At 66.0% G+C, this 24184-nt stretch carries 26 protein-coding genes; 16 read left to right on the forward strand and 10 right to left on the reverse strand.

Annotated features, from left to right (window positions below):
- Positions 1-13: 13 nt before the first annotated feature.
- The 3 genes from ACSC1R_RS01925 to ACSC1R_RS01935 all read right to left on the reverse strand — a co-directional run bounded on the left by ACSC1R_RS01925 (position 14) and on the right by ACSC1R_RS01935 (position 2462).
- Positions 14-937 (reverse strand): cation diffusion facilitator family transporter, encoded by a 924-nt coding sequence (locus ACSC1R_RS01925; RefSeq protein WP_439027384.1) that lies wholly within the window; start codon positions 935-937, stop codon positions 14-16.
- A gap of 50 nt (positions 938-987) precedes the next feature.
- Complete coding sequence (locus ACSC1R_RS01930) at positions 988-1794, reverse strand: ZIP family metal transporter (RefSeq protein ID WP_439027385.1); 807 nt, start codon at positions 1792-1794, stop codon at positions 988-990.
- Positions 1795-1922: 128 nt separating this feature from the next.
- Positions 1923-2462 (reverse strand): HIT family protein, encoded by a 540-nt coding sequence (locus ACSC1R_RS01935; RefSeq protein WP_439027386.1) that lies wholly within the window; start codon positions 2460-2462, stop codon positions 1923-1925.
- Between the two features lie 254 nt (positions 2463-2716).
- Here ACSC1R_RS01935 and ACSC1R_RS01940 point away from each other — a divergent pair, with 254 nt between their 5' ends.
- A complete protein-coding gene (locus tag ACSC1R_RS01940; protein WP_439027387.1) occupies positions 2717-2917 on the forward strand; it encodes a DUF7835 family putative zinc beta-ribbon protein in 201 nt (66 codons plus the stop codon).
- A gap of 84 nt (positions 2918-3001) precedes the next feature.
- On the opposite strand, the gene map is transcribed toward ACSC1R_RS01940, so the two are convergent.
- Entirely contained in the window at positions 3002-3904 is a 903-nt protein-coding gene (gene map / locus ACSC1R_RS01945) for a type II methionyl aminopeptidase (protein ID WP_439027388.1), read from the reverse strand.
- A gap of 134 nt (positions 3905-4038) precedes the next feature.
- Between map and ACSC1R_RS01950 the strand changes: the two genes are divergently transcribed.
- Complete coding sequence (locus ACSC1R_RS01950; protein ID WP_439027389.1) at positions 4039-4746, forward strand: metallophosphoesterase family protein; 708 nt, start codon at positions 4039-4041, stop codon at positions 4744-4746.
- 6 nt (positions 4747-4752) lie between these two features.
- Positions 4753-6906 carry a polyphosphate kinase 1 gene (gene ppk1 / locus ACSC1R_RS01955; RefSeq protein WP_439027390.1) on the forward strand — a complete coding sequence of 718 codons (2154 nt, stop codon included), beginning with the start codon at positions 4753-4755 and terminating at the stop codon, positions 6904-6906.
- Positions 6907-7089: 183 nt separating this feature from the next.
- Here the strand turns inward: ppk1 and ACSC1R_RS01960 are convergent, their stop codons facing one another.
- A complete protein-coding gene (locus ACSC1R_RS01960) occupies positions 7090-7581 on the reverse strand; it encodes a hypothetical protein (RefSeq protein ID WP_439027391.1) in 492 nt (163 codons plus the stop codon).
- Positions 7582-7726: 145 nt separating this feature from the next.
- Entirely contained in the window at positions 7727-8653 is a 927-nt protein-coding gene (locus ACSC1R_RS01965; RefSeq protein WP_439027392.1) for an isoaspartyl peptidase/L-asparaginase, read from the reverse strand.
- A 365-nt stretch (positions 8654-9018) separates the two neighbouring features.
- Between ACSC1R_RS01965 and ACSC1R_RS01970 the strand changes: the two genes are divergently transcribed.
- From ACSC1R_RS01970 to ACSC1R_RS01990, 5 genes are all read left to right on the forward strand, one after another.
- On the forward strand, positions 9019-9726 hold the full coding sequence (locus ACSC1R_RS01970; RefSeq protein ID WP_439027393.1) for a hypothetical protein: 708 nt from the start codon (positions 9019-9021) through the stop codon (positions 9724-9726).
- Positions 9727-9859: 133 nt separating this feature from the next.
- The gene (icd, locus tag ACSC1R_RS01975) at positions 9860-11122 is read left to right on the forward strand and encodes an isocitrate dehydrogenase (NADP(+)) (protein WP_439027394.1); all 1263 of its coding nucleotides are present in this window, start codon (positions 9860-9862) and stop codon (positions 11120-11122) included.
- 208 nt (positions 11123-11330) lie between these two features.
- On the forward strand, positions 11331-11984 hold the full coding sequence (locus ACSC1R_RS01980; RefSeq protein ID WP_439027395.1) for a bacterio-opsin activator domain-containing protein: 654 nt from the start codon (positions 11331-11333) through the stop codon (positions 11982-11984).
- A 93-nt stretch (positions 11985-12077) separates the two neighbouring features.
- Positions 12078-12512: a bacterio-opsin activator domain-containing protein gene (locus ACSC1R_RS01985; RefSeq protein WP_439027396.1), complete on the forward strand. Its 435-nt coding sequence runs from the start codon at positions 12078-12080 to the stop codon at positions 12510-12512.
- Between the two features lie 42 nt (positions 12513-12554).
- Positions 12555-12839: a translation initiation factor gene (locus ACSC1R_RS01990; RefSeq protein ID WP_439027397.1), complete on the forward strand. Its 285-nt coding sequence runs from the start codon at positions 12555-12557 to the stop codon at positions 12837-12839.
- 1 nt (position 12840) lies between these two features.
- Here ACSC1R_RS01990 and ACSC1R_RS01995 read toward each other — a convergent pair whose 3' ends face one another.
- Entirely contained in the window at positions 12841-14265 is a 1425-nt protein-coding gene (locus tag ACSC1R_RS01995; RefSeq protein WP_439027398.1) for an ATP-binding protein, read from the reverse strand.
- Positions 14266-14348: 83 nt separating this feature from the next.
- Here ACSC1R_RS01995 and ACSC1R_RS02000 point away from each other — a divergent pair, with 83 nt between their 5' ends.
- Positions 14349-14870 carry a DUF5817 family protein gene (locus ACSC1R_RS02000; protein WP_439027399.1) on the forward strand — a complete coding sequence of 174 codons (522 nt, stop codon included), beginning with the start codon at positions 14349-14351 and terminating at the stop codon, positions 14868-14870.
- A 6-nt stretch (positions 14871-14876) separates the two neighbouring features.
- Here ACSC1R_RS02000 and ACSC1R_RS02005 read toward each other — a convergent pair whose 3' ends face one another.
- From ACSC1R_RS02005 to hmgA, 3 genes are all read right to left on the reverse strand, one after another.
- Positions 14877-15224 (reverse strand): hypothetical protein, encoded by a 348-nt coding sequence (locus ACSC1R_RS02005; protein WP_439027400.1) that lies wholly within the window; start codon positions 15222-15224, stop codon positions 14877-14879.
- Positions 15225-15293: 69 nt separating this feature from the next.
- Positions 15294-15638, reverse strand: a complete 345-nt coding sequence (locus tag ACSC1R_RS02010; RefSeq protein ID WP_439027401.1) for a cupin domain-containing protein — start codon at positions 15636-15638, stop codon at positions 15294-15296.
- Positions 15639-15695: 57 nt separating this feature from the next.
- The gene (hmgA, locus tag ACSC1R_RS02015; protein WP_439027402.1) at positions 15696-16907 is read right to left on the reverse strand and encodes a hydroxymethylglutaryl-CoA reductase (NADPH); all 1212 of its coding nucleotides are present in this window, start codon (positions 16905-16907) and stop codon (positions 15696-15698) included.
- A gap of 102 nt (positions 16908-17009) precedes the next feature.
- On the opposite strand from hmgA, the gene ACSC1R_RS02020 reads away from it, so the two are divergent.
- From ACSC1R_RS02020 to ACSC1R_RS02050, 7 genes are all read left to right on the forward strand, one after another.
- Positions 17010-18542, forward strand: a complete 1533-nt coding sequence (locus tag ACSC1R_RS02020) for an amidohydrolase (RefSeq protein ID WP_439027403.1) — start codon at positions 17010-17012, stop codon at positions 18540-18542.
- 57 nt (positions 18543-18599) lie between these two features.
- Positions 18600-18971 (forward strand): hypothetical protein, encoded by a 372-nt coding sequence (locus ACSC1R_RS02025; protein WP_439027404.1) that lies wholly within the window; start codon positions 18600-18602, stop codon positions 18969-18971.
- Between the two features lie 210 nt (positions 18972-19181).
- A complete protein-coding gene (nadA, locus tag ACSC1R_RS02030) occupies positions 19182-20315 on the forward strand; it encodes a quinolinate synthase NadA (protein ID WP_439027405.1) in 1134 nt (377 codons plus the stop codon).
- A 3-nt stretch (positions 20316-20318) separates the two neighbouring features.
- Positions 20319-21824, forward strand: coding sequence for an L-aspartate oxidase (locus tag ACSC1R_RS02035; RefSeq protein ID WP_439027406.1), 1506 nt, complete (start codon positions 20319-20321; stop codon positions 21822-21824).
- Positions 21825-21834: 10 nt separating this feature from the next.
- Positions 21835-22647 carry a carboxylating nicotinate-nucleotide diphosphorylase gene (gene nadC / locus ACSC1R_RS02040; protein WP_439027407.1) on the forward strand — a complete coding sequence of 271 codons (813 nt, stop codon included), beginning with the start codon at positions 21835-21837 and terminating at the stop codon, positions 22645-22647.
- A gap of 63 nt (positions 22648-22710) precedes the next feature.
- Complete coding sequence (locus ACSC1R_RS02045; RefSeq protein WP_439027408.1) at positions 22711-23907, forward strand: MFS transporter; 1197 nt, start codon at positions 22711-22713, stop codon at positions 23905-23907.
- A gap of 77 nt (positions 23908-23984) precedes the next feature.
- Positions 23985-24176, forward strand: coding sequence for a hypothetical protein (locus ACSC1R_RS02050; RefSeq protein WP_439027409.1), 192 nt, complete (start codon positions 23985-23987; stop codon positions 24174-24176).
- Positions 24177-24184: the final 8 nt, after the last annotated feature.

Consider the following 24184-nt stretch of genomic DNA (forward strand, 5'->3'; position numbering starts at 1 on the left):
TACCAGTATTGTATCACTCCCCATCCGACTTCCCCAACAGCTGCTCGGTCGCCCAGTCGTCTTTCCACTCGCCCAGCTCCTTGGGGTCGACGTGGACGAACACGTCGTCGACTTCCTCGATGTCACGGATCGCCTGGACGACTGCCGACTCGATGTCGTGGGCCTCGAACAGGGTGTGGTCGCCCTCGACCTCGATGTGCAACGAGACGTCTATCTCCGGGCCGACGTAGTGGGCGACCACGTCGTGGACGCCGTGGACCTCCGGATGTGCCAGTGCCCGCGAGACGATTTCGGCCCGGAGGTCGTCCGGTGGCGCGCCGCCGACGAGGTAGTTGACGTTGTCGCGGACGATTTCGACGCCGGTCCAGAGGATGGCCAGCGAGACGACACCGGCCGCGAGCGGGTCGAGGACCGGGAATCCCACGCCCGACCCGACGACCCCGACCAGTGCTGCACCGGCCGTGAGCACGTCGTTCCGGTTGTCGAGGGCCGTCGCGACCAGCGCGGGCGAGTTGTAGTCGTCACCTTTCTGAAGGCAGTAGCGGTAGAGCCCGAGTTTCACCACGCCGGACGCGACGAGGACGGCCACCGCCGAGGTGGAGTAGCGGACCACGAAGTCGCCGGCAAGCAGCGTCGTAACGGATTGCCAGAGGACGAAGCCACCCGCACCGAACACGCCGACGGCGACGAACAGGGAGACGAACGGTTCGATGCGTTCGTGCCCGTGAGGATGTTCGAAGTCCGGCGGCTGGGTGGTGAGGTACAGGCCGAAGAAGACGATGAGGCTGTACGCCGAGTCCGCGAGACTGTTGACCGCTTCGGACCCGACGGCGAGGCTGCCCGTCTGCCAGTAGACGACGCCTTTCACCGCCGCGAGCAGGACGTTCGCGGCGACGATGACGGCTCCAACTCGCCTGACGGTGCTGCCGCGTGCCATTCGTGGTCGGGATACGAACGGGGGGTAAAAGGACCTGTCGTGTACTGTCGTCAGATGAACGCGAGCGGGACCATCACGGCGAAGCCCAGCGCGACGCCGGAGACGAGTTCCAGTCGGCCACCGCCGTCGACGTGTTCACCGAGTTCCAGGGCCTCGGGGATGAACTCGGTCGCGACGAGGAATATCATCGCGCCCGCGGCGAACCCGTAGCCGTAGGGGAGGAACTCCCGCGCGTAGCGGACGAACGCGAACGCGATGACCGCGCCGATGGGCTGTGGGAGGCTGGAGAAGACGGCCCACCAGACCATCTTCGGTTCGCTGACGTTCATCGCACGCAGCGGGATGGAGATGGCCACGCCCTCGGGGACGTTGTGGATGGCGATGGCGACCGTGATGAACACGGCGACGACCGGGACGCCGAAACCGAGGAACGAGATGCCGTCCTGGAGGCCAGGGAGGTTCAACTCGGCGAAGGAGACGCCGACGGCGACACCCTCGGGGAACGAGTGGACGGTGAGGATGCCGAGGATGAGCAGGAGCTTCTTGAAGTCCGCCTCGGCGTACGCACCGGGGTCGGGCTCGTAGTCTTCGATGACCTCGTGGGCGACGACGACCAGGACGACTCCCGCGAGCATCCCGATGCCGACCGCCGGGAGGGTGCCAGCGGCCGCCCCTTCGAAGATGAGTCCGAACACGGACGCGGAGACCATGATACCGGATGCGACTCCCCACAGCACCACGTTCCATCGGTCGCTGATGTCGTCGATGATGAAAAACGGCAACGCACCCAGCCCCGTCGCGAGCGCAGTGATGAGACCCGCGACGAACACCAGGACCAGATTCTCGAGGAGCGCCATCGTGTACAGTCGAATCTCACTCGCCCGGGAACATAACACTTGTCATCTGGAAAATAATTTTTCGGTTTGCCTAAATCGAGTTGCTGTTTTGCGGGGGCGAGCGACGGCCAGCGCCTGGGTCCCCGAAGTCAGAACTGGACTGCAGTGTCCGGGTCGGCGACCGTCGCACCCTCCTGTGCCGCGAACGCCTCGTGAACCCGGTCGTAGGTGTCGTCCAGCGCCTCGACGATGACCTTCGTGTCCGAGACGACAGGCATGAAGTTCGTGTCGCCGTTCCACCGTGGGACGACGTGCGTGTGCAGGTGGTCGTCGATGGACCCCCCAGCGGCACCGCCACCCAGGTTCAAGCCCGCGTTGAACCCGTTCGGCCCCATGGCGGTTTCGAGCGCGTCGAAGGTGCGCTGTTTCAGTCGGGCGTGACCGAGCAACGTGTCGTCGTCGAGGTCGCCGTAGTCACCCGTGTGCTCGTGCGGGATGACCATCGTGTGCCCGGGGTTGTACGGGTAGTTGTTGAGCATGACGAACGCGTGGTCGTTCCGCGCGACGATGCGATGCTCCCGGTCGGCGTCACGCACCGGGAGTTCACAGAACACACAGCCCTCGGTGTCCTCGTTCTTGTCGTCACGTTCCACCCATTCGATTCGCCACGGTGCGAACACCTGCTCCATACCGGTATTCTGGCCGCTGATGCTTTCAATCCCACGTCACCGAAGTGCTCGGATATCATATACGAAAGCACCCCTATCCCGGTTTCAAGAGGGAATATCCCGGTTACAAGGACCCCTCATTCACCAAATAGACGTTTCGAAACTGCTGAAATCGCCATATCATTGAAAATAACCAATGGTGCTTGTAAATACTATGTTTAACCGATTAAACGGTCGGTTCTTTTTATGCTGGTATCCTCCATCTGGGAGAGTGGATGGCGACGACTGACAACTCAATCGACGGGCGGACCGAACACTGCGACAGCTGCGGAACGGACACGCTGCACAGCGTGTCTGTCCAGCTCGTGACCGAGAGCACGAAGAAGGAGAACGCGCAGTTCTCGCGCGAACCCTACCGGGTGACGGAGTGCCAGCGGTGCGGGGAACGCGCGAGCCAGCGTATGAACAACGCCTGAGCGGGGCTCCAGCAGGGTTCGACACGAACCGACACACGAACAGGGAAAGGTACTTCGGGGATGGACGTTTTCGGGTGGACGCGGTTACCGTGACCGGGTGGTCACTTCACAGCCGTCTTCCGTGACGATGACGGTGTGTTCTTTCTGACTGACGAGCCTGCCGTCGTCCTCTTTCAGCACAGGGTACCCGTGGACGATGTTGTTCATCTTCAGCCGACGCAGGGCCATCTCCGGGCGGGCGATGTCGAGCCAGCGGGTCGCGAACGGGAGTGTCTTGAACTCCTCGGTTATCTGTTCGAGCGCCTGCCGGGCGTTCCGGTCGCGAACTGACGCTTCCCGTTCGAGCGCGAAGATCTCTTCGTCAGAACCCTCCGAGACCTTCCCGCTCCCGTCGGTGGCGAACGGCTCGATGGCGACCACGTCACCGACCTCCAGAGTCGTCCCCTGCGAGACGGCGCGGTTCGGGATGTTCGGGTCGGTGTGCTGCTCCCAGTGGCCCAGCCCGTGCCCGGAGAGGTTCACGACCGGGTTGAACCCGTAGCCCTTGATGACGTCCTCGATTTCGGCACCGATGGTGCCGGTGTCGACGCCGGCCTCGACCACGTCCAGGGCCGCATCCAGCGCCTCCTCGGACGCCTCGGCGAGTTCCGGGTTGCCAGAGAGGTCGACGGTGACGGCGGTGTCGGCCAGCCAGCCGTCGATGCAGACGCCGATGTCGAGATTGACCATGTCCTCGCCGAAGACGGAGTCGTCGTCGATGCTCGGCGTCGCGTGGGCTGCTTCCTCGTCGATGGAGATGTTCACCGGGAACGCGGGCTGGCCGCCGAGTTCGCGGATGCGCTCTTCGGCCCACTCCGCGACCGCTATGTGTTTCGTGCCCACCTCGACCATCTCCGCGGCCTCGTCGCGGACTTCGGCGAGGATACGACCGGCCTCGCGGTGTTTCTCGTACTTCTCTGCGTCCAGGTCGACCTCGGTCTCGCTCATGGCACGTGGTTTGCCCACCGTGGAAAAAGAGGTTGCGCTCGCCGGCCGTGGGAAGAATTGGCGTATGTTCTGATATATAGATATCTTAGAAACTGTTTATGTCGGTGACGGCCTGTTTCACGTAAGATACCACGATGAGCGCACCAGAACCATCCTTTGGCGACACAGAGGCCGCCTGGCATCGAACCGTCGACGCGGACGACTGGGACGACATCTACGTCGTCGGCGACGTCCACGGCTGCTTCGATGCGCTGCAGCGTCTCCTGCAGCGAATCGACCCGAGTGCGGACGACCTCGTCGTCTTCGTCGGCGACCTCGTCCGCAAGGGCCCGAACAGCCGCGGCGTCGTCCAGCTGGTCCGTGAGTCGCCCAACATGCTCTCTGTCCGCGGCAACAACGAGGAGAAACTGCTCCGCGGGGAGAAAGAACTCGACGAACTGAGTGCGGTCGACATGGAGTACATCGCCTCGATGCCGGTCGCGCTCTCGTTCGACGAGGCGCTCGTCGTCCACGGCGGCATCGACCCGCGAAAGCCGCTGGCGGACCACAGCGTCGACGACGTCCAGAACATGCGCTCGCTCGCCCCCGATGGGAGCTACGACCGCCCGTTCTGGTTCGAACGGCACGACGAGACCCCGAAAGTGTTCTTCGGGCACACCGTGCTCGCAGAGCCGGTCCACCGCGAGTACGCCGTCGGCCTCGACACCGGCTGCGTCTACGGCGGCGAACTGACCGCGTACGACTACTGGGCGGACGAGTTCGTCACCGTCCCGCTCGACCGCGACGGGAAAGGCCGCAAATCGTCGAAAATCGTTACTCCGCCGAAGCCCAAGACAGCGTAGTGACTGATGTCTGAAGAAACCGCCCCGGCGGAAGCCGTCGAGGACCACGACTACGACCTCGACGACCCACAGTACTACCTCAACCGCGAACTCAGCGAACTCGCCTTCCAGCGCCGCGTCCTCCACGAGGCGATCGACGAACGGAACCCGCTGCTCGAACGCGTCAAGTTCCTCTCCATCTTCACCTCGAACCTCGACGAGTTCTTCATGAAACGCGTCGGAGGGCTGAAACAACAGATGGCGGTCGACGTGACCGACACCACGCCCGACGGCCGCACGCCAGAAGAACAGTGGGAGGAGATCATGCAGGTGACGGGGCCGATGTTCGAACGCCAGGCCCGTTGCTACCGCGAAGCGGTCAAACCCGCGCTCGCGGACCAGGGTATCTACATCGTCGACCACGACGACCTCGAAACGCACGAACAGCAGAACCTGCGGGAGTACTTCGAGCGGTCGATACTCCCGACGCTGACACCGCTGACGTTCGACCCGGCACACCCGTTCCCGTTCATCTCGAACCTGTCGCTCTCGCTGGCAGTGTTGACCCGGAAGACCCCGGACGCCGAGCCGAAGTTCTCGCGCATCAAGATTCCAGGGAATCGACCTCGGCTCGTCCAGGTCGACGACAGTCACACGTACGTCCCGCTGGAGGGCATCATCGCGGCCAACCTCGACCTGCTGTTCCCCGACGTCGAGATCCTCGACCACTCGATGTTCCGGGTGACCCGGAACGCCGAAGTCCGGCGGAACGAGGAGGTCGCAGAAGACCTCATCGACATGATAGAGGAGGTCCTCAGGGAACGCCGGTTCGCCACTGTCGTGCGCCTCGAACTGGAGGAGGACACGCCGGAGCGGGTCCGCGAACTGCTGAAGGAACACCTGGACGTCACCGAACGCGAGATATTCGAGCGGCAGGGGCCGCTCGACTACCGCGACCTGATGGGGTTGACCGACCTCGACCGCCCGGACCTCAAACTCGACTCGTGGACGCCACAGGCGCACCCGCGCCTGCTGGAGTCCCAGATGAAAGACGAGGACCGGGACATCTTCGAGACCATCCAGAACCGGGACATGCTGGTCCACCACCCCTATCACTCGTTCTCGAAGACGGTCCACCGGTTCATCGACGATGCAGCCCACGACCCCAACGTGTTAGCCATCAAGGCAGCTATCTACCGCACCTCGAGGGACTCGAACGTCATCCAGAGCCTCATCGAAGCGGCCCGCAACGGCAAGCAGGTCGCGGTGATGGTCGAGTTGAAAGCACGCTTCGACGAGGAGAACAACCTCCGCTGGGTGAAGAAACTCGAAGAGGAGGGTATCCACGTCGCCTACGGGACGCCCGGGTACAAGACCCACACGAAGACGACGCTGGTGGTCCGCGAGGAAGGCGACGACGTGGAACTGTACTCCCACGTCGGCACCGGCAACTACCACTCCGAGACCGCCAAGACGTACGTCGACATCGGCCTGTTGACCGCCAACAAGGACATCGGCCAGGACCTCGTGAAACTCTTTAACTTCTTTACGGGACACTCGATGCACGACCAGTACCGCGACCTGCTCATCGCGCCGGGCAACATGCGCCGGGAGTTCGAGGAGATGATTCGCCACGAGGCGCAAGTGGCCCGCGACGGTGGCGAGGGCCGCATCGTCGCGAAGATGAACCGGCTGGAAGACCCCGGTATCGTCGAAGAGCTGTACGAGGCGTCCATCGCAGGCGTCGACATCGACCTGTTCGTGCGGGACATCTGTCGGCTCCGCCCGGGGCTCGACGGCGTGAGCGAGAACGTCGACGTGTACAGCGTCGTCGGCCGGTTCCTCGAACATTCCCGTATCTGGTACTTCGAGAACGACGACCCCGGTTTCTACATCGGGTCGGCGGACTGGATGACACGGAACCTCGACAATCGTATCGAGGCGGTCACGCCGGTCGAGAACCCCGAGTTACAGGAGGAACTGTGGTCTATCCTCGAGTTGAACCAGGCCGACAATCGCAAGTGCTGGGAGATGAACCACGACGGCACGTACGACCAGCGTCACCCGCCGGACGGGGGGCCGGTCGTCAACATGCAGGAACGGTTGATGGGACAGGCACGGTCGGCGGTTCAGGACCCGGACCAGAACGTCTGGCCACCGAATCTCCCCGACGAGCGATAACGAATCAGTCGTCGTCTACCCACGCACACTGCGGACAGGCGTCGACACCCTGGACGTTCACGGTCTCTACCTCGCACTCGGGACAGCGACGTGTGTCGCCGTGCTGGGTCTGCTCGAGCATAGTAGAACTGAGGTATTCGACGACAATAAATATAGAGTACGACATATGTCGAATATTTCGTGCTATCTGGTGCCACGCCTCAGCGATAACGCCCCGATGAGTCCGGGGCCGAGCACGACGATGGCGACGACGAAACCGAGTGCAAGCAGGCTGACGAGGCCGTCGAGGAAGGTGACGTTGTACCGGGTCACACCCCCGGGGGAAAAGAAGACGGCTACACTCGCGAACAACGCCGCTGGCCAGGCCAACGCGACGCGTCGGAGAGCCAGCGTGGTGTCCCCATCGGCACGTGTCGAAACGACCGCGACCCCGACGACGAGCGGTCCCGCCACCACGACGAGCGCGGTGGCTGCGACAACCATGGCCGCGACGGGACCACCCAGAACCAGCACACCGAGTACACTGACCAGGACGGGCACACCGACCACGAGGGCCAACCCCTGTTCGAACGGGACCCAGCGCCCGAGGAGGAACGCCAGCGCGACCGCTGGGGCCGCGGCGACGACGACGGCGACGTAGGTCACCAGTGACAGTAACGGGAGAACCGATTCCACACTCGTACTACGTCGTGTCGGGGGAAAAACTATCAGGCACAGAGACACCCGGTCCGGGGGAGGTCGACGTGGACGCTGAGGCGGGACCCGGGTCGACGTTCGGCCCCCGAGCATCGGGCGCGCGGAAGAGGGCGGTTCGTAGTGTTCAGCGCGAGATGGCAGTCTGCATCGCGTCCGAGTTGAACGCGCTTCCCGCGTTCCCGTCCCGGTCGAGGACGATGATGCCCGCGTTCGAGCCGGTGAGCTCGCCGAACTCCGCGATGGCGAGGTCGGCCGCCTCCTGTGCGGAGTGTCCCGATTCGAGGTGGCGGACCGCGCGCCGGGAGAGCGTCACCCGGGCGATGTCCTCGCCTGCACCAGTGGCCGAGGCACCGCCCGCGGGAGCGCAGTAGAAGCCGTTGCCGACCTGTGGGACGTCCCCGACCCGTCCGGCGAGTGCGAGCCAGCGTCCGCCCGTGGAGGTCGCAGCAGCGAAGGAGTCGCCATCGAAGGCGACCGCGCCCACTGTGTCGTGATCCAGCGGTTCACTGCTCGACGAGGTTTCCTCGTCGGTGTCGTGGTCCATCGCCGCAGGATTGCCATCGGGGTCCGTCACTCCGAACCGCTCATGGAGGTACGCGAGGTGTTCTTTCGGGCCACCCTCCGGAACGTCTTCCTCGGCCCAGCGCTCCCGGGTCCGGTCACTCAGGAGGTCGACGTCGGTCTCGACGCCGAAGTCCTCGGCCAGCGCGACCGCGTGCTCGGCGGAGACGCAGATGTGCGGCGTCTCCTCCATGACCACCCGCGCCACGCTGACCGCGTGTTCGACGCCCGGCATCGAGCAGGCCGCGCCCGTCTCGCGGTCGTCGGTCATGACGCCCGCGTCGGTCCTGACGACGCCGTCTGACTGGATTGCTCCGCCGAACCCCGCGTTGAACCGCGGCGACGATTCGAGGACGTGAATCGCCTCCTCGACCGCGTCGAGCGGCGTCTCTGCGTCCGAACCGGCCGCTGCGGCCTCGTCGAGGACTCCCTGTCGTGTCTCCGGGTCGTCCGGGCTCGCGCCCGCGCCTCCGTGGACGATGACGTGCATACCCCTCCCTGCCGGGCGAACGAGTATAAGTGCTGGCGGTTGGGGCCGGTGGTCGAGTACCCGGCGTGGCGCGCGCTGGAGAGCGTGCTGAAAGCCGCGAGCCAGTGTCGCGCGAGGGACGAAGCGCACAGTGGAGCGAAGTCGTTCGAAACGACAGAGCCGTTTCGTGATGACGAACCTTGCTCTCTCGAACCACGGAACGAGCACTGGAGGCGGCTGGGGAGGGAGTGGGGGCGGTGGCGGTCGTCGCCACCAGCGCGAGTGACCAGCCTGTCGCAACTCGCCATCGAACCGACCCACCACCGAACCGACCCCGGAGCACAGACACACAAGCTACTTCCACCGAACCTGTCAACCCACACGATATGCCTGTGTACGACCGACGGCACGCGACCGACTACGCGGTCGTCGACGAGTTCGACGGTGGCGTCGGCTGGCTCGCCCACCCCGACGAGGAGGGACAACGCACCAGTCACGCGATCCGCGGCGAAGAGGGCCGTGTGTGGCTGTTCGACCCCATCGACGCCGCCGAAGTCGAGCAGCTGTACGCCGACCTCGGCGAGGTCGCTGGTGTCGCGGTCTGTTCGAGCTGGCACGCCCGGGACGCCGGCGTGTTCGCCCGTCGTCACGACGTGTCGGTCTTCGTCCCCGAGTGGATGGACCGTGTCGACGACCGGGTCGACGCCCCGGTCGAACGCTACGACGGCGAACTGGGGTCCTCCGGCTTCGTGGTCCGTCGGGTCGACCCGCTGCCGGGCTGGCAGGAGGCCGTCTGCTATCGCGACGCCGACCGGACGCTGTACGTCCCGGACGTGTTGAGCACCGCGATGAAATCTTGCGTCGGCGACGAACGAATCGGGATGTTCCTGTTCGCCCGGTTCTTCCCGCCGCGGGAGGCGTTCGCCGGCTGGCGGCCCGAACGAATCCTCGTGGGCCACGGGACGGGCGTGTTCGACGCTGCCGACGACGCGCTCGACGACGCCCTGGAGGGTGCGAGGCGACGACTCCCTCGTGGACTCTTCACCCGTGGTCCCGCCCAGCTCCGGGCGATGCTCGGTGCGCTTCGAGACTGACGACTGGCTGACAACAGTACCGGCGTTGATAGTTCGTGACACGCCACCACACGACACACTGAAAGGCCGCAAAACTTGCGCTCGCACGCAAATGGCAGGCCTTTTAGTCGGGAACTTCGACGCTCTATACGACATGAGCTACGACTACGACAAGATCGACGTCCCCGAGGCGGGGGAGCAGATTACGGTCGGTGACGACAACGAACTCGTCGTCCCGGAGAACCCCATCATCCCCATCATTCACGGGGACGGAATCGGAACGGACGTCGGACCTGCCGCCCAGAAGGTCCTCGACGCCGCCGCCGAGGCGACTGGTCGTAACATCGAATGGCTGCGCGTCTACGCCGGTGCATCCGCCCGAGAGAAATACGACGAGAACCTCCCCGAGGACACCGTCGAAGCGATCAAGCAGTTCAAGGTCGCCATCAAGGGCCCGCTCACGACCCCTGTCGGCGCTGGCTTCCGCAGCCTGAACGTCGCGCTTCGCCAGAAGCTCGACCTCTACGCGAACGTCCGCCCGACCTACCACCTCGACGGCGTCCCGTCGCCGGTCAAGGCACCCGAGAAGATGGACATGGTCACGTTCCGTGAGAACACGGAAGACGTCTACGCCGGCATCGAGTGGGAAGCCGGTACCGACGAGGTCCAGCAGGTCAAGGAGTTCGTCGAGGACGAGATGGGCGCGACGGGCGTCATCCACGACGGCCCGGTCGGCATCGGCGTCAAGCCCATCACCGAGTTCGGCACGAAGCGCCTCGTCCGCGAGGCCATCGACTACGCCATCGAGAACGACCGTCCCTCCGTCACCCTCGTCCACAAGGGCAACATCATGAAGTTCACCGAGGGTGCCTTCCGTGACTGGGGCTACGAGGTCGCAGAGGAGGAGTACGGCGAGGACGTCATCACCGAGGACGAGCTGTGGGACGAATACGACGGCGAGGCCCCCGAGGGCACGCTGGTCGTCAAGGACCGCATCGCCGACAACATGCTCCAGCAGCTCCTGACCCGGACCGACGAGTACGACGTCATCGCGACGATGAACCTCAACGGCGACTACATGTCCGACGCCGCCGGCGCACAGATCGGTGGCCTCGGCATCGCCCCCGGTGCGAACTACGGTGAGACCCGCTGTCTCGCAGAGCCGGTCCACGGCTCCGCCCCGAAGTACGCCGGCGAGGACAAGGTCAACCCGACCGCGATGATCCTCTCCGGCCGCGAGATGTTCGAGTACATGGGCTGGAAGGACGCCGGCCAGCTCATCCGCGACGCCGTCGAGAAGGCCATCTCCGAGGGCTACGTCACGTACGACCTCGAACGCCAGATCGAGGGCGGCACGAAGCTCGCCACCAGCGAGTTCGCCGACAAGGTCGTCGAGAACATCGAAGCGCTGTCGTAGACAGCGTTTCGAGCGCTCGGGAATCTGTGATTTCCGAGACTATTCACGAACTCGCGTAAACGACCCGCTCGCACGCACCCGTTCTCACTTCTTTCGCCGCGCCGCCAGTCCCGGACACACGGCCCGTCTCGAACCTCCGTAGTTCGCGTAGTTCTCCAGAGAACCCCGGTCCGCATACTTATCGTGCTCGCGAGCGTCTCCTCCGACGATGGCGATCATCGCGGAAGTGACGATCGCGTCAGATGCGTTCCCGCTGGGGCAGTTGACACTCGAAGAACCTGGGATGCGAATCGAACTCGAGCGGGTGGTACCCACCGACGACACGGTCATCCCGTTCTTCTGGGCACAGGGGGGAGACTTCGACGCGTTCGAACGACGGGCAGAGAGGCTAGATTCGGTCGACGAACTGACCGCACTGGATAGACTGGACGACGCGGTCCTGTATCGCGTCACGTGGGGAGAGGACGTGGTGAGTTTCGTCTCGGTCATCGCCGAACTCGGCGCGACCATCCTCGAGGCACACGGGAACCACAAGTGGCTGTTCCGCCTGCGGTTCAACGACCACAGCGACCTCTCGGCGTTCAGTTCGTGGTGCTCGGACAACGACGTGCCGTTCGAACTCCGCCGGCTGCACACCCTGGCGGACGTCCAGGGACGGAAGTACGACTTCGGACTCACCGACGAACAGCGGGAAGCACTGAAAATCGCGTCGAGTCTGGGCTACTACAAGGTCCCCAAAGCGTCACAACTCTCCGACGTCGCCGCCGAACTCGGCATCAGTGAGCAGGCAGCCGGGGAACGACTCCGACGCGCGGTGGACAAACTCGCGAACGTCGTCGTTCTGGCAGACGAGGCGGCCTGACCCGAAGCCAGCGACTGGTGGGAGGGGTATTTAACTGGGTTGTTTGCACCGGGTGTACACAGAAGCGACGGAGGGACCTATCCAGAGACGAGGATGCGACTCGTCGACGTCACGGTCGAAGCGACCGACTTTCCACTCGGTGCGCTCACGGCACAGACGCCAGCAGCGGCCGTCGAACTCGTTCGGGTGGTGCCCGTCGACGGGCTGGTCGCCCCGCTCCTCTGGGTCGTCGGTGACGACCTCGAGGGGTTCGAACGCGCGGCTCTGTCGCTCGAACAGGTCCAGCGGCTGTCACTCGTCGATGCCTCACCCGGACGACGCCTCTACCGGTTCTGGTGGCGTCCAGAAGCGACCCCGCTGGTCAGCGCCATCCACGCGTGTGGCGGTACGATACTGGACGGGCGGGGGACCGACGAGTGGCACTTCTTCGTCAGGTTCCCCGACGCCGAGCGGCGTGATACGTTCTTCCGAGCGTGTGCAACGGCAGGCATCCCTTTCGTCGCCAGAGAGTACTCGTCGGTGGCGTGACCGGCCGGTAACGGCTTTATCTGCTGCCGGCCTACAGTCCACGTGGCAAAAGACTCGACAGCCTTCGACGACCTCGACATCGACTTGCTCGGCGACCTCGACCGTGCGGAAGCGGAACTCTCCGTCCGGGTCGAGCGTCGGCGCTACGGGAAACCGGTGACCATCGTGGAGGGGTTCCCTGCCGAGGTAGACCTCGACAGACTCGCATCGAAGTTGAAGCGCGCCGCTGGTGCCGGTGGGACCGTCCAGGACGGCCGCATCGAGATACAGGGCGACCAGGTCGACCGGGTGGTCGACCTCCTGCGTGCCGACGGCTACACCGTCTGAATCACGCTTCCTGCACGCCCGAGACGACGAACCGGGCACCGCCAGTTTCGCTGCTGTCGACGGAGACCGACCAGCCGTGGGCTTCGGCCACGGTCTGGACGATGGCGAGGCCGAACCCGGTCCCGTCGGCGTCGGTCGTATAGCCCTGGTCGAACACCGAATCACGGTCGGCTTCCGGAATTCCCGCCCCATCGTCTTCGACGTAGAACCCGCTATCGCCCTCGGCGTCGGTCCGGCCGACCGTGACGGTGGTCGCGCCCGTCGCGTGGTCGTGTGCGTTCCGGAACAGGTTCTCGAACAGCGTCTGCAATCGCTCGGGGTCGGCCTCGACCATCCCGAGGTCGCCGGCGAGGTCGATGCGCAACTCGCCCGTCTTGCCGGTCTGCCAGGCCTTCGTGACGACCGATTCGAGCCCCACCGCTTCGGGGTCTGCCACGGCCTCGCCCTCACGTGCGAGGGTCAACACGTCGCCGACCATGCGCTCGATGCGGTCGAGTGCGGCCAGGGTCGCATCCAGTCCCGGCGAAGGCTCCTCGTCGGCAAGCGTCTCGACGTGACCCTTCGCGACGCTGAGCGGGCCGCGGATGTCGTGGCTCACGACGCCCGCGAACTCGTCGAGCCGTTCGTTCTGCCGGCGGAGTTCTTCCGCGAGTTCTTCGCGTTCGGTCACGTCCTTCTGGAACCCGAAGTAGTGCGTGAGTCGACCCTCCTCGTCGAACACCGGGGCGATGTCGAGCTGGTTCCAGAACAGGTCACCGCCGGCGTCGTAGTTCCTGAGGACGATGGAGATAGGCTCCTCCTCGTCGAGCGCGGCGCGAATCGACGCGACTCGCTCGGGGTCGGTGTCGGGGCCCTGCAGGAACCGACAGTTCTCGCCGAGGACCGCCTCGGCGTCGTAGCCGGTCAGTTCCTCGAAGCCCTGGTTCACGTACACGAGCGATTCGTCCGGCCCGGCGATGGTGATGCCGACACCCGCCTGGTCGAGTGCCCGTTCTTTGAGTTGGCGGTCGCGTTCGCGGCGAACCCGCCCGACGGCGCGGCGAACTCGCGTCGCCAGCAGGTCGCTCTCCTCGGTGTCCAGTCGCGGGACGTACTCGGTCTCGGGTGCGGAGAGGACCGTCTCGAGGACGTCTGGGGCAGGGTCGGCCCCGAACAGCACGTAGGGGACGTCGCCGACCGACCGGACAGCCGATAGCGTGTCGGAGACGGCACCCAGCGAGGACTGATGAACGACGCAGTCGATACGTCCGTCGTCACCGGCCAGTACGTCCTCGACACGCGACGGCGTCTCCGCACGCCTGACGGTGAATTCACTCAGCCCGTCGGGTGGGTCGTCGTCGGTCGCCGCGACGAGGAGGACGGTACGTGAGTCGTCGGCCGATGCGTCGCGGAACCTGGCCGGTCGTGCACCGGACGAGTGTGTCATTGCCTGAACGTCGCCACCCGGTGTCTTGAGCGTGTCGCCCAACCGAACGAAGATTCAAAGCCCTGGCAGCACGAGCGTCGGGTATGTACCACGTGGTCGGGTGCAGCGACTGTGGCGCGTTGCGAATCATCGACGGCCGGCCGGAGACGACCCAGTGCGGCCGGTGTGGGAAGCGACGCAAGTTCAAGAAGGTGCGCTCGTTCGTGAAGACCGACGACCTCGACCACGCCCGTGAGGTCCGTGCCTCCATGCTCGCGAATCGGCAGGGCGAAGGCGAGGCGTTCGCCCAGGTGGACTCGTTCGCGGAACTGGACGACGCGGTCGCCGACGGCGTCATCGACGACGAGGGCTTCCTCGAAGCGTCCGGGCTGGACGTCGACGAGGTGTCCGAAGCCGGTGACCGGGCCAGCGGCGGGGGGCGGTCGATGAACCGGAAAGAGACCGTCGAAGCCGCCCTGCGCGAACTCGACCGGCCGACCGAAGATGAGGTCGTCGCGTTCGCCGCAGAACACGGCGTCCCCGCCGACTACGTCGAGAAGGCACTGCAAAAGCTGGTCCGGCGCGGCGAGGTCAGCGAGAGCCGCGGGCGGTACCGCAGGCTCTGAGCATGCTCACCCGAGCACGCCGCTGGCGGCGAGGAAGACGGCGACCGAGGTCAACCCCGCCCCGAGGGCGGTGAACGCCAGCCCGAGCCGGCCAGGGACGCCCCGCGGCTTGAACGAAGTCGGGTCGGTCACGTCGAACCCGCCCGCCACACCCGCCGCCGCGGTGTCCAGCCCGGCGTCGCTCGCCGCGAACGGCAGCGGGGCACAGGCAAGCATCGCGCCACCGAAGAAGAACGAGATGGTCGGGAGGGGCATGCCGGCGGCGACGGCGGTCCCGAGGACGACCGCGGCGAACAGGGGACCGGCCACGAGGGTGTACCGAACGAGGTACGGTTTGAGGGCTGCGAGATTCATACGCAGCCATTCATAACAGAATTATATCAAGCTTGTGTCGGGAGAGTTCGGCGAAAACGGCCCGGGTGCTCAGTCGTCGCCCTGCCAGGCCGGGTTCTCCCGCGGCGGGCTGAAGATGTCGAGCCCTTTCACCGGCACGTCGCCGCGGTTCTCGGCGGCGTGGGGTTCATCGCCCGGAATCGAGTAGGAGCCGCCCGCGGAGACGTGGTACTCCTCGCCGTCGACGAGGAAGGTGAGCGTCCCCTCGTAGATGAACCCGGCCTGCTCGTGCGGGTGGCTGTGCTCGGGGACGGTCGAGCCGGGCTCGACGAAGAAGTGCTGGACGTTCATGCGCTCCCCACCGGCGAGCATCGAGAGATGGACTCCATCGACCGCCTCGGTCGGGTCGACGGCGTCGTTCGGGACGTGTTCCATGACCGGTTCGACACCCGGAGACGACCTAAAGGTAAGGGCGCGCCCGGGTGGATACCGTTACCGCCCCAACTCCTCGTGTGCAGACGAGAGGTGGCGCGACGCGAGCGCCGCCAGCAGCGACAGCTCACCGGCGAGCGCGCCGACCGCGATGACCTCCGCGAGTGCGTCGGCGTTCGACCCGGCCGGGTCGCCACCGCCAGCGAGCCCGAGCACGTCGAGCGCTTCTGACTGGGTTGGGAGCTTCGTGCCCCCGCCAACGGTCCCGAGTTCGAGCGACGCCAGCGAGACGGAGGCGTAGAGGTCGCCGTCGCGCTCCTCGACGGTCGTGATGGTGTTCGCACCCTCGACGACCTGAGCGGCGTCCTGCCCGGTGGCGAGGAAGGCCGCGGCGACGGTGTTGGCGGCGTGTGCGTTGAAGCCAAGACTGCCCGCCTTCGCGCTGCCGACGAGGTTCTTGCGCGTGTTCGCTTCCGCGATGGCCGCCGCCGTGGTGTGCAGGCGCTCTTCGACGACGTCGCCCGGAACGAGTACGTCCGCGGTCACCGAGCGCCCGCGGCCCTCGACCGCGTTCACCGCGGCCGGCTTCTTGTCCGAGCAGAGGTTGCCCGAGAGCGCGACCAGCGACGCCGGCGTCTCGGCCTCGACCACGTCACACGCCTTCCCCGTCGCGATGGTGGCCATGTTCATGCCCATCGCGTCCTTGGTGTCGTAGCGAAAGCGCAGGTACACCGAATCGCCGACGACGTAGGGCGTCACGTCGAGCAGTTCGCCGTGGCTCGTCGTCGCCTCTGCTGCCTCGCGCAGCTGGTCGATATTCTCGCGGACCCACTCGACGGTCTCGGCGGCCTCGACGACGCCGGAGACGCGGAACACCGGGGCGCGGGTCATCCCGCTCTTGGTCACCCGGGCGTCCGCGCCGCCGGCAGACTGGATGACCGAGAGACCCCGGTTCACGCTGGCCAGCAGCGCCCCCTCGGTCGTCGCCAGCGGGAGGTAGTACTCGCCCTCGGCCGCGCCGCCGTCGACCGTCACGGGCCCAACGACGCCCATCGGAATCTGGGCTGCGCCGATCATGTTCTCGATGGCGGACTCGGCGACCTCGGCGTCGAAGGCGTATTCACCCACGGTGTCGAGGTCGGCGTCGGTCGCGTCTTCGAGCAGGAGCCGACGGGCCTCGGTGGCCGTGTCGTGGTCCACGTGGTCTTCGAGTTCGTGCAGTCGGAGTTCCCCGTCGCGGACACGGTCCGCGAGCGTCGCCGGGTCGGTCATAGGAGAAGGTGTTCGGTGCCGGTTGATACCGGTTACCCTTTCAGACCGTCCTCGACACCGGCCATCCAAACGTTTACCCACCAGCGCGTCGCCTCCTGAACTATGACAGACGCCGCGGACCTCGTGCTCACGAACGCGGAGGTCCATACCCTGACGGAGCCGGACGAGACGGCCGAAGCGGTCGCGGTCCGGGACGGCCGCATCGTCCGGGTCACCGACGCCTACGAAGTCGACTTCCTCGTCGGCCTCGACACCGAGGTCGTCGACTGCGGCGGGCGAACCGTCCTGCCGGGATTCATCGACGCCCACACCCACATGCAACAGCTCGGGCAGTACCAGGTCCACGCGGACCTGAGCGCGGCCGACTCGGCCGAGCACGCGGTCGACCTGCTCGCCAGTGAGGCCCACGACGACCGCGAGTGGATTCTCGGGTTCGGCTGGGACGAGTCCGGCTGGGACGAAGACCGCTACCTCACCCGGGAAGACCTCGACGCGGTGAGTGAGGACCGGCCCGTCGCCGCCGTCAGAGTGGACATGCACACCGCGGCACTGAACTCGGTCGCTCTGGAGCGCCTCCGCGACGAGATGCCCGCGGAGGACGTCCGGACCGAGGACGGCGAACCGACCGGCGTGGTGGTCGAAGACGCCATCGAGCCGGTGTGGGACGCCATCGACCCCGACCCCGCCGAGACGCGGGAACTCCTCCGGGCCGCCCAGCAGTACGCGGTCGAGCGCGGCGTGACGCAGGTCCACGACATGGTCCGCCAGAGCCACGCGCCGCGGGCCTACCGCGAACTGGAGCAGGCGGGCGAACTGGACATCAGAGTCCGCATCAACTACTGGAGCGACCACCTCGACGCCGTGACGGAGGCGGGCCTGCGGACCAATCACGGCAGCGAGACGGTCGAGGTCGGGGCCATCAAGTCCTTCACCGACGGGAGCTTCGGCGGCCGGACCGCCAGGCTTTCCGAGCCCTACGCCGACGCCGAGGGCGAGACGGGCACGTGGGTCGTCGAGCCCGACGAACTCCACGCCATCGCACAGGAGGCCGACGAGGCCGGCCTGCAACTGACCGTCCACGCCATCGGGGACGAGGCCATCACGGTCACACTCGACGCCTTCGAGGATACCGAGAATCCGGGCGAGGCCCGCCACCGCGTCGAACACGTCGAACTGGTCACCGACGAACACATCGAGCGCCTCGCCGACTCGGGAATCATCGCCTCCTGCCAGCCGAACTTCCTCCAGTGGGCCGGCGAGGAGGGGCTGTACCAGAGCAGGCTCGGAACCGAGCGCCGCGAACAGACGAACCGCTACCGCGACCTGCTCGATGCGGGCGTGCATCTCGCGTTCTCCAGCGACGTGATGCCGATGGACCCGCTTTTGGGCGTCGACTACGCGGTGAACGCACCGGCCGAGAGCCAGCGGCTCACTGTGACTGAAGCCCTCCGCGCGTACACCCTCGGGGGCGCGTACGCGGGCTTCGCCGAGGACCGTCTTGGTACGGTCGAGGTCGGCAAGCAGGCCGACTTCACCGTACTCGAGGGCTCGCCGTGGGAGCACGAGGAGTCGATTCGGGACATCGACGTGTCGATGACGGTCGTCGACGGTGAGGTCGTGTACGACAGTCGGTGACCACCACCGACCACTTTCATCGAAGCAGTTTTGTGTCGGTTAGAAGAAACTTCAGTCGTGCTTCCCTCGTTCCGCTCTCCCGTTCGCGAGCGGCGCTGGCTCGCACTTGTCCTCGCGCTCCTCCTCGGTATCGGGTCGGCCGCCACCGCCAGCCTCTCGCTCGGCCGCCCCTTGCTACTGGTGGCGCTGGCACTCGGGGCCGGGACGAGTACGTACTACGTCACCTACTACGGACATCGGTTCCCACCGAACGAACCTGTCACGCGCCGGGCGTTCGTCCAGCGATTCGCCATGATACTCCTCGTCTTCCTCGTCACCGGAGACCCGAGTGAGCACGGGCTCGTGCCGTTCCTCTGGATGACGCTCACGGTCGCCTGTCTCGCTGACGTGGTCGCGAAGACGGCACAGCTGGAGGTGCTCGACGCGTGACTCCCACCTGATTCTCCAGAACCACGGTCCAGACACCAGTAGCCATCGCTCACGCGTTTCGTAGTTTATTGTTCAAGCAGCGGTGTGTATCCGGAAGTATGCGCTCTGATAGCACTATCAAGCGGTAGTAATCCCCCATACCAGACTATCGAAGAGAAAATTTCTTCAATACGGCCCGCTGACGGCTAGGTAACAACAGGTGTCCAGACCGTGCCCAAGATGGAAACCGCGACCTTCGAGACGGAGTTGAGCCTGTTCAAGTACGATAACCTTGAACAGCTCCCGGCTGAGTACCGCGAACTGACCGAAGCAGAACGGACGGAACGAATCGAGACGGCCAGGGCCGAACTCGGCGACGACGTGGTCATCCTGGGCCACAACTACCAGCGCCGGGAGATCGTCGAGCACTCGGACTTCATCGGCGACTCCTACCAGCTGAGCGTGGAGGCGGCGAACGCAGACGCGAAGTACGTCATCTTCGGCGGTGTGACGTTCATGGCGGAGTCGGCGGACATCATCACCGACGACGACCAGACCGTCATCCTGCCGAGCATGGAGGCCTCCTGTCCGATGGCCGGGATGGCCGAGGCGCTGCAGGTCGACGCCGCCTGGGAGGAGATAACCAGTGCGGCCCCAGGTTCCGATATCATCCCCATCACGTACATGAACAGCTACGCCGACCTGAAGGCGTTCTGTGCCGAGCAGGGCGGGCTGGTCTGTACCTCCTCGAACGCTCACCGCGCGTTCGAGTGGGCCTTCGAGCGCGGTGACAAGGTGCTGTTCCTGCCGGACAAACACCTCGGCGAGAACACGGCTCACCGACTCGGCATGCAGGACAACATGGCCGAGTGGGACCCGTGGGACCCCGAAGGCAAAGACGCCGAACAGGTCGCCAAGTCGGACATCATCCTGTGGGACGGCTACTGTCAGGTACACGAGCGCTTCCGCGTCGACCACATCGAGCAGGTCCGCGAGGAGCACCCCGACGCGAAGGTCATCGTCCACCCCGAGTGCCGCCGCGAGGTCGTCGAGGCCGCAGACAAGGCGGGCTCCACGGCGGCCATCACGGAGACCATCGAGAACGCAGAGCCGGGCGAGACGTGGGCCATCGGCACCGAGATTCACCTCACCCGGCACCTGCAGCGCTGGCACCCCGAGGTGAACGTCCTCCCGCTGTGTGGCGACGCCTGCATGGACTGCAACGCGATGCGCCAGATCGACCCGAACTACCTGACGTGGGTGCTCGAGGAACTGGTCGAGGGTCGCGAGCGCAACGTCATCGAGGTCGCGCCCGAAGAGAAGGAACTGGCCAAGGTTGCGCTGGACCGCATGCTGGAGGTCTGAATCATGCGTGAAACCGAAATACTCGTCGTCGGCACCGGTATCGCGGGCTGTGCGGCCGCACTTGCCGCGGCTCGCGAGGGCGCGAACGTCCTCGTCGTCACCAAGGCGGAGCGGCCCGAGGACGCCTCCTCGGACTGGGCACAGGGTGGCATCTCCACGACGGGCACCGACCCCGAGGGGTTCAAACAGGACATCCTCGCGGCCAGCTCGGACACCGCCGACGAGGCCGCGGTCGACGTCCTGGTCGAGAACGCGGATGCGGCGGTCGAAGACGTGCTGGTGAACACGCTGGGCGTCGAGTTCGACCTCGATTCGGAGACCCAGGAGTTCGACTACACCCGCGAGGCGGCACACTCGGAGAACAGAATCCTCCACGTCGACGCTTCCACGGGCAAGCACATCCTCCGGCCCTTCTTGCACTACCTCGACGACCACGAGAACGTCGAGATTCTGGATGACACCGCCGCGCTCCAGCTCATCACCCACGAGGGCCGAGTCCACGGCGCGATGCTGGACACCGAGAAGACCGGCGAGCCCGTGTTCGCAGGCACGACCGTCCTCGCAACCGGTGGTATCGGTGACCTGTACGAGCGCAGCACCAATCCGAACGGCTCGACCGGCGACGGCATCGCCATGGCCGCCCTCGCGGGGGCTGACGTGGCCGACATGGAGTTCGTGCAGTTCCACCCCACGGCATATGCTGGCGACGAGCCTTTCCTCCTCTCCGAGGCAGTTCGCGGCGAAGGCGGCCTGCTCCGCAATGGTGAGGGAGAACGCTTCATGCCCGACTACCACCCGGACGCCGAACTCGCGCCGCGGGACGTGGTCGCCCGGGCGGTCCAGGACGAGATAGACGCGACGGGCGAGGTCACCCTCGACGTGTCCACTCTCGACGAGCCGTTCGAGGAGGCGTTCCCCGACCTCGCCGCGAAGTGCGAGGAACACGACGTGGACTGGGAATCCGGCATCCCGGTGGCACCCTGCGAACACTTCCTCTGTGGCGGCGTCGACGTGGACGACCGCGGGAAGACCACCCTCGACCGGCTCTACGCCGTCGGGGAGTGCGCCCGCACCGGCGTCCACGGCGCGAACCGCCTCGCCAGCACGAGCCTGCTCGAAGGGCTCGTCTGGGGCCTGCGCGCCGGCGAGGACGCGGTCGGCGTCGAGCCGGAGCCGGTCGAGGCACCGGACCTGCTCGACCGCGACCCGGACCTCCCACCCCGGTTCGCCGCCGAGAAGTTCCACCGTCTACGTCGCGTGATGGACGAGTACCTCGGCCTCCGGCGCGACCCGACCGAGATGGCCCGGGCACAGGGCGTCCTCCGCCGGCTCAAGGGTGAGGTCGACGCCTACAGCCGGACCCGCACCGCGCGGGACCTGTACGAACTCCGGAACGCGAGCGTCACCGCCCTGCTCGTCGCGCGGGCAGCGGCTGGAAACGAGGAGAGCGTCGGCTGTCACTACGTCGTGAGCGAGGACGAGAAAGCCGCCGCGACCGCCGACGACTGATGGTACCACGATGATACACGATTCCCAGATAGAGCAGTGGTTCCGCGAGGACCTCGGACACCATGACGTGACGAACGAGGTGCCCGGCGAGACGACGGGCCGCCTCGTCGCCAAAGAGCCCGGTGTCGTCGCCGGGATGGACGCCGCCGAGCGCGTCTTCGACTACGTCGGTGTCGACGTAGTGGAAATGGCCGAGGATGGGACCCGAATCGAGGCAGGTGACGGAGTGCTCCGCGTGGCAGGACCAGCGAAAGCCGTCCTCCGGGCCGAGCGTATCGCCGTCAACGTCGTCGGGCACGCCTCCGGTGTGGCGACCCGCACCCGCAAGGCCGTGGATGCAGCCCGCGAGGTCGACGACGACGTGCGAATCGCGGCGACCCGCAAGACCACACCCGGACTCCGGGGCATCGAGAAGCGCGCCGTGGTGGCCGGCGGGGGCGACACCCACCGGCTCGACCTCTCGCACATGGTCATGGTGAAGGACAACCACGTCGCGGAGATGGGCCTCGAAGGGGCAATCGAACACTTCCGCGAGCGCGTCTCGTTCGCGACGAAGATAGAGGTCGAGGTCGAGGAACCCGAAGACGCGCCGAAGGCCGCCGAGGCTGGAGCAGACATCGTCCTGCTCGACAACATGCGCCCGGAGACGACGGCCGAAGCGGTCGGGTTGTTGCCCGAGGGGGTGCTCGCCGAGGCCTCTGGCGGCATCACGCTGGAGACCGTCCCCGACTACGCGACGACCGGCGTCGACGTCATCTCGATGGGGTCCCTGACGCACTCGGCGGCGAGTCTGGACTACTCGTTCCGGACCGGAGAAGACTGACAACACGACTACAAGAATTCCCTTCAGAAAACGGTTTAGGACCTGCCACGACGATTCTGGTCCGTGTTCCGGTCCCGCCCTCCCCTCCCCGTACTCAAATACTACGCCTACAAGGCGACCGCCTCTGTGGGCCTCGCGACGCCTATCTGGGTACTGTTCCTTCGCGCCAACGGCCTGAGTTTCACCGAGATACTGGTGCTCGACGCCATCTGGTGGGTCGGCATCACGCTGGGCGAAATCCCCACCGGCTACGTCGGTGACCGGATGGGCTGGAAGAACAGTCTCGTCGTCGGGAACGTCCTCCGGGCGGTCGCGGTCGTCGCGATGGGCGCCTCGGGCACCTTCTGGGCGCTCGCGGGTATCTACCTGCTGTGGGCGCTCGGTGCGACGCTCCAGTCCGGCAGCACCGACGCCTGGCTGTACGAGGTGCTCGACCGCGGCGACGACGGCGATTCCGACGACTTCACCAGAATCCGCGGTCGCGGCCAGTCGCTGACGCTCGCGGTCGGTGCGGCCGGGTCGGTCGTCGGCGGCTACCTCGGCGACGTGAGCCTTCGCTGGCCGTTCTACGCGACCGGCGTGCTCTTTTCCGTCGGCGTGCTCGTCCTGCTGACCTTCCCGAGCGTCTCGGTCGAGGACGACGACCGCATCACCGCCGCCGACGCGCTCCCCATCCTCCGCGAGCGCCTCCTCTCGGTCGAGCTGCGCGGGTTCGTCCTCTGGGTCGCGGTCGTCCTCGCCATCGCGAGCGCGACGGGGCGACTGACCCAGCCAGTGGCGGTCGGCCTGGGCGTCCCCCAGACCTGGCTCGGCTGGCTCTACGGCGGGTTCACCCTGCTCGGTGCCGGTGCGAGCTACCGCGCCGACTGGATTCGTGAGCGGTTCGGCCTGCTCGGGTGGGTGACCGTCGCACCGGCCGTCATCGGGGTCGTTCTGGCGCTCGCGCTCGTCGCACCGTTGGCCGCCATGCCCGCGTTCGTGCTCCTCCGGGCGATGAACGGGCCGACGAACACCCTCGCCACCCAGTACGTCAACGACCGTATCGAGTCCGCGGGCCGGGCGACGGTCCTCTCGGGCGTCTCGATGGTGAACGCGGTGGTCGCCATCCCCTTCGGGGTGGCCGTCGGTCGAATCGCCGACAGCTCACAGTACCTCGCGCTCGGGCTGGCCGGGCTGTCGATGGTGCTACTCGCGGGCGTCGCTTCGATTCGGCTCTCGGGGAGCCTCTCGCTCGTGCCTGCGGGTCGGGAGGCCGACTGACCCGACCCGGTCGCCAGTCCCGGTGACCCTGACAGTCGCCCCAGACACCTCAATACCACCGCCGTCGTAGAAGCGACATGACACGGTACTCGACGCGGCGCCGACTGCTGGCGCTCACCGGTTCCGGGCTGTTCGTCCTGCTCGCGGGGTGTGGAGCACCTGGTGAGGAAGAGGACGACGAGGAAGGTAACGACGGGGACGACGAGGAGGAAGAAGGCGAAGACGACGACGAAGAGGAAGCTTCCGACCTGCGTTCGCCCGTCCGCTGAGCCCCTGC

Origin of the sequence: Haloarchaeobius ordinarius, from assembly GCF_051801355.1 — an archaeon.
Lineage (GTDB): Archaea > Halobacteriota > Halobacteria > Halobacteriales > Natrialbaceae > Haloarchaeobius.

What these genes read in the sequence shown, in the direction of transcription:
- ACSC1R_RS02000 (WP_439027399.1), top strand. Translation starts at nt 14,349, where the DNA reads ATGTACCACGTGGTCGGGTGCAGCGACTGTGGCGCGTTGCGAATCATC.
- ACSC1R_RS02020 (WP_439027403.1), top strand. Translation starts at nt 17,010, where the DNA reads ATGACAGACGCCGCGGACCTCGTGCTCACGAACGCGGAGGTCCATACC.
- ACSC1R_RS02050 (WP_439027409.1), top strand. Translation starts at nt 23,985, where the DNA reads ATGACACGGTACTCGACGCGGCGCCGACTGCTGGCGCTCACCGGTTCC.
- hmgA (WP_439027402.1), bottom strand. Translation starts at nt 16,907, where the DNA reads ATGACCGACCCGGCGACGCTCGCGGACCGTGTCCGCGACGGGGAACTC.
- ACSC1R_RS01980 (WP_439027395.1), top strand. Translation starts at nt 11,331, where the DNA reads ATGGCGATCATCGCGGAAGTGACGATCGCGTCAGATGCGTTCCCGCTG.
- ACSC1R_RS01935 (WP_439027386.1), bottom strand. Translation starts at nt 2,462, where the DNA reads ATGGAGCAGGTGTTCGCACCGTGGCGAATCGAATGGGTGGAACGTGAC.
- ACSC1R_RS02005 (WP_439027400.1), bottom strand. Translation starts at nt 15,224, where the DNA reads ATGAATCTCGCAGCCCTCAAACCGTACCTCGTTCGGTACACCCTCGTG.
- ACSC1R_RS02010 (WP_439027401.1), bottom strand. Translation starts at nt 15,638, where the DNA reads ATGGAACACGTCCCGAACGACGCCGTCGACCCGACCGAGGCGGTCGAT.
- icd (WP_439027394.1), top strand. Translation starts at nt 9,860, where the DNA reads ATGAGCTACGACTACGACAAGATCGACGTCCCCGAGGCGGGGGAGCAG.
- ACSC1R_RS01995 (WP_439027398.1), bottom strand. Translation starts at nt 14,265, where the DNA reads ATGACACACTCGTCCGGTGCACGACCGGCCAGGTTCCGCGACGCATCG.
- ACSC1R_RS01930 (WP_439027385.1), bottom strand. Translation starts at nt 1,794, where the DNA reads ATGGCGCTCCTCGAGAATCTGGTCCTGGTGTTCGTCGCGGGTCTCATC.
- ACSC1R_RS01970 (WP_439027393.1), top strand. Translation starts at nt 9,019, where the DNA reads ATGCCTGTGTACGACCGACGGCACGCGACCGACTACGCGGTCGTCGAC.
- nadC (WP_439027407.1), top strand. Translation starts at nt 21,835, where the DNA reads ATGATACACGATTCCCAGATAGAGCAGTGGTTCCGCGAGGACCTCGGA.
- ACSC1R_RS01940 (WP_439027387.1), top strand. Translation starts at nt 2,717, where the DNA reads ATGGCGACGACTGACAACTCAATCGACGGGCGGACCGAACACTGCGAC.
- ACSC1R_RS02035 (WP_439027406.1), top strand. Translation starts at nt 20,319, where the DNA reads ATGCGTGAAACCGAAATACTCGTCGTCGGCACCGGTATCGCGGGCTGT.
- map (WP_439027388.1), bottom strand. Translation starts at nt 3,904, where the DNA reads ATGAGCGAGACCGAGGTCGACCTGGACGCAGAGAAGTACGAGAAACAC.
- ACSC1R_RS01925 (WP_439027384.1), bottom strand. Translation starts at nt 937, where the DNA reads ATGGCACGCGGCAGCACCGTCAGGCGAGTTGGAGCCGTCATCGTCGCC.
- ACSC1R_RS01950 (WP_439027389.1), top strand. Translation starts at nt 4,039, where the DNA reads ATGAGCGCACCAGAACCATCCTTTGGCGACACAGAGGCCGCCTGGCAT.
- ACSC1R_RS01965 (WP_439027392.1), bottom strand. Translation starts at nt 8,653, where the DNA reads ATGCACGTCATCGTCCACGGAGGCGCGGGCGCGAGCCCGGACGACCCG.
- ACSC1R_RS01985 (WP_439027396.1), top strand. Translation starts at nt 12,078, where the DNA reads ATGCGACTCGTCGACGTCACGGTCGAAGCGACCGACTTTCCACTCGGT.
- ppk1 (WP_439027390.1), top strand. Translation starts at nt 4,753, where the DNA reads ATGTCTGAAGAAACCGCCCCGGCGGAAGCCGTCGAGGACCACGACTAC.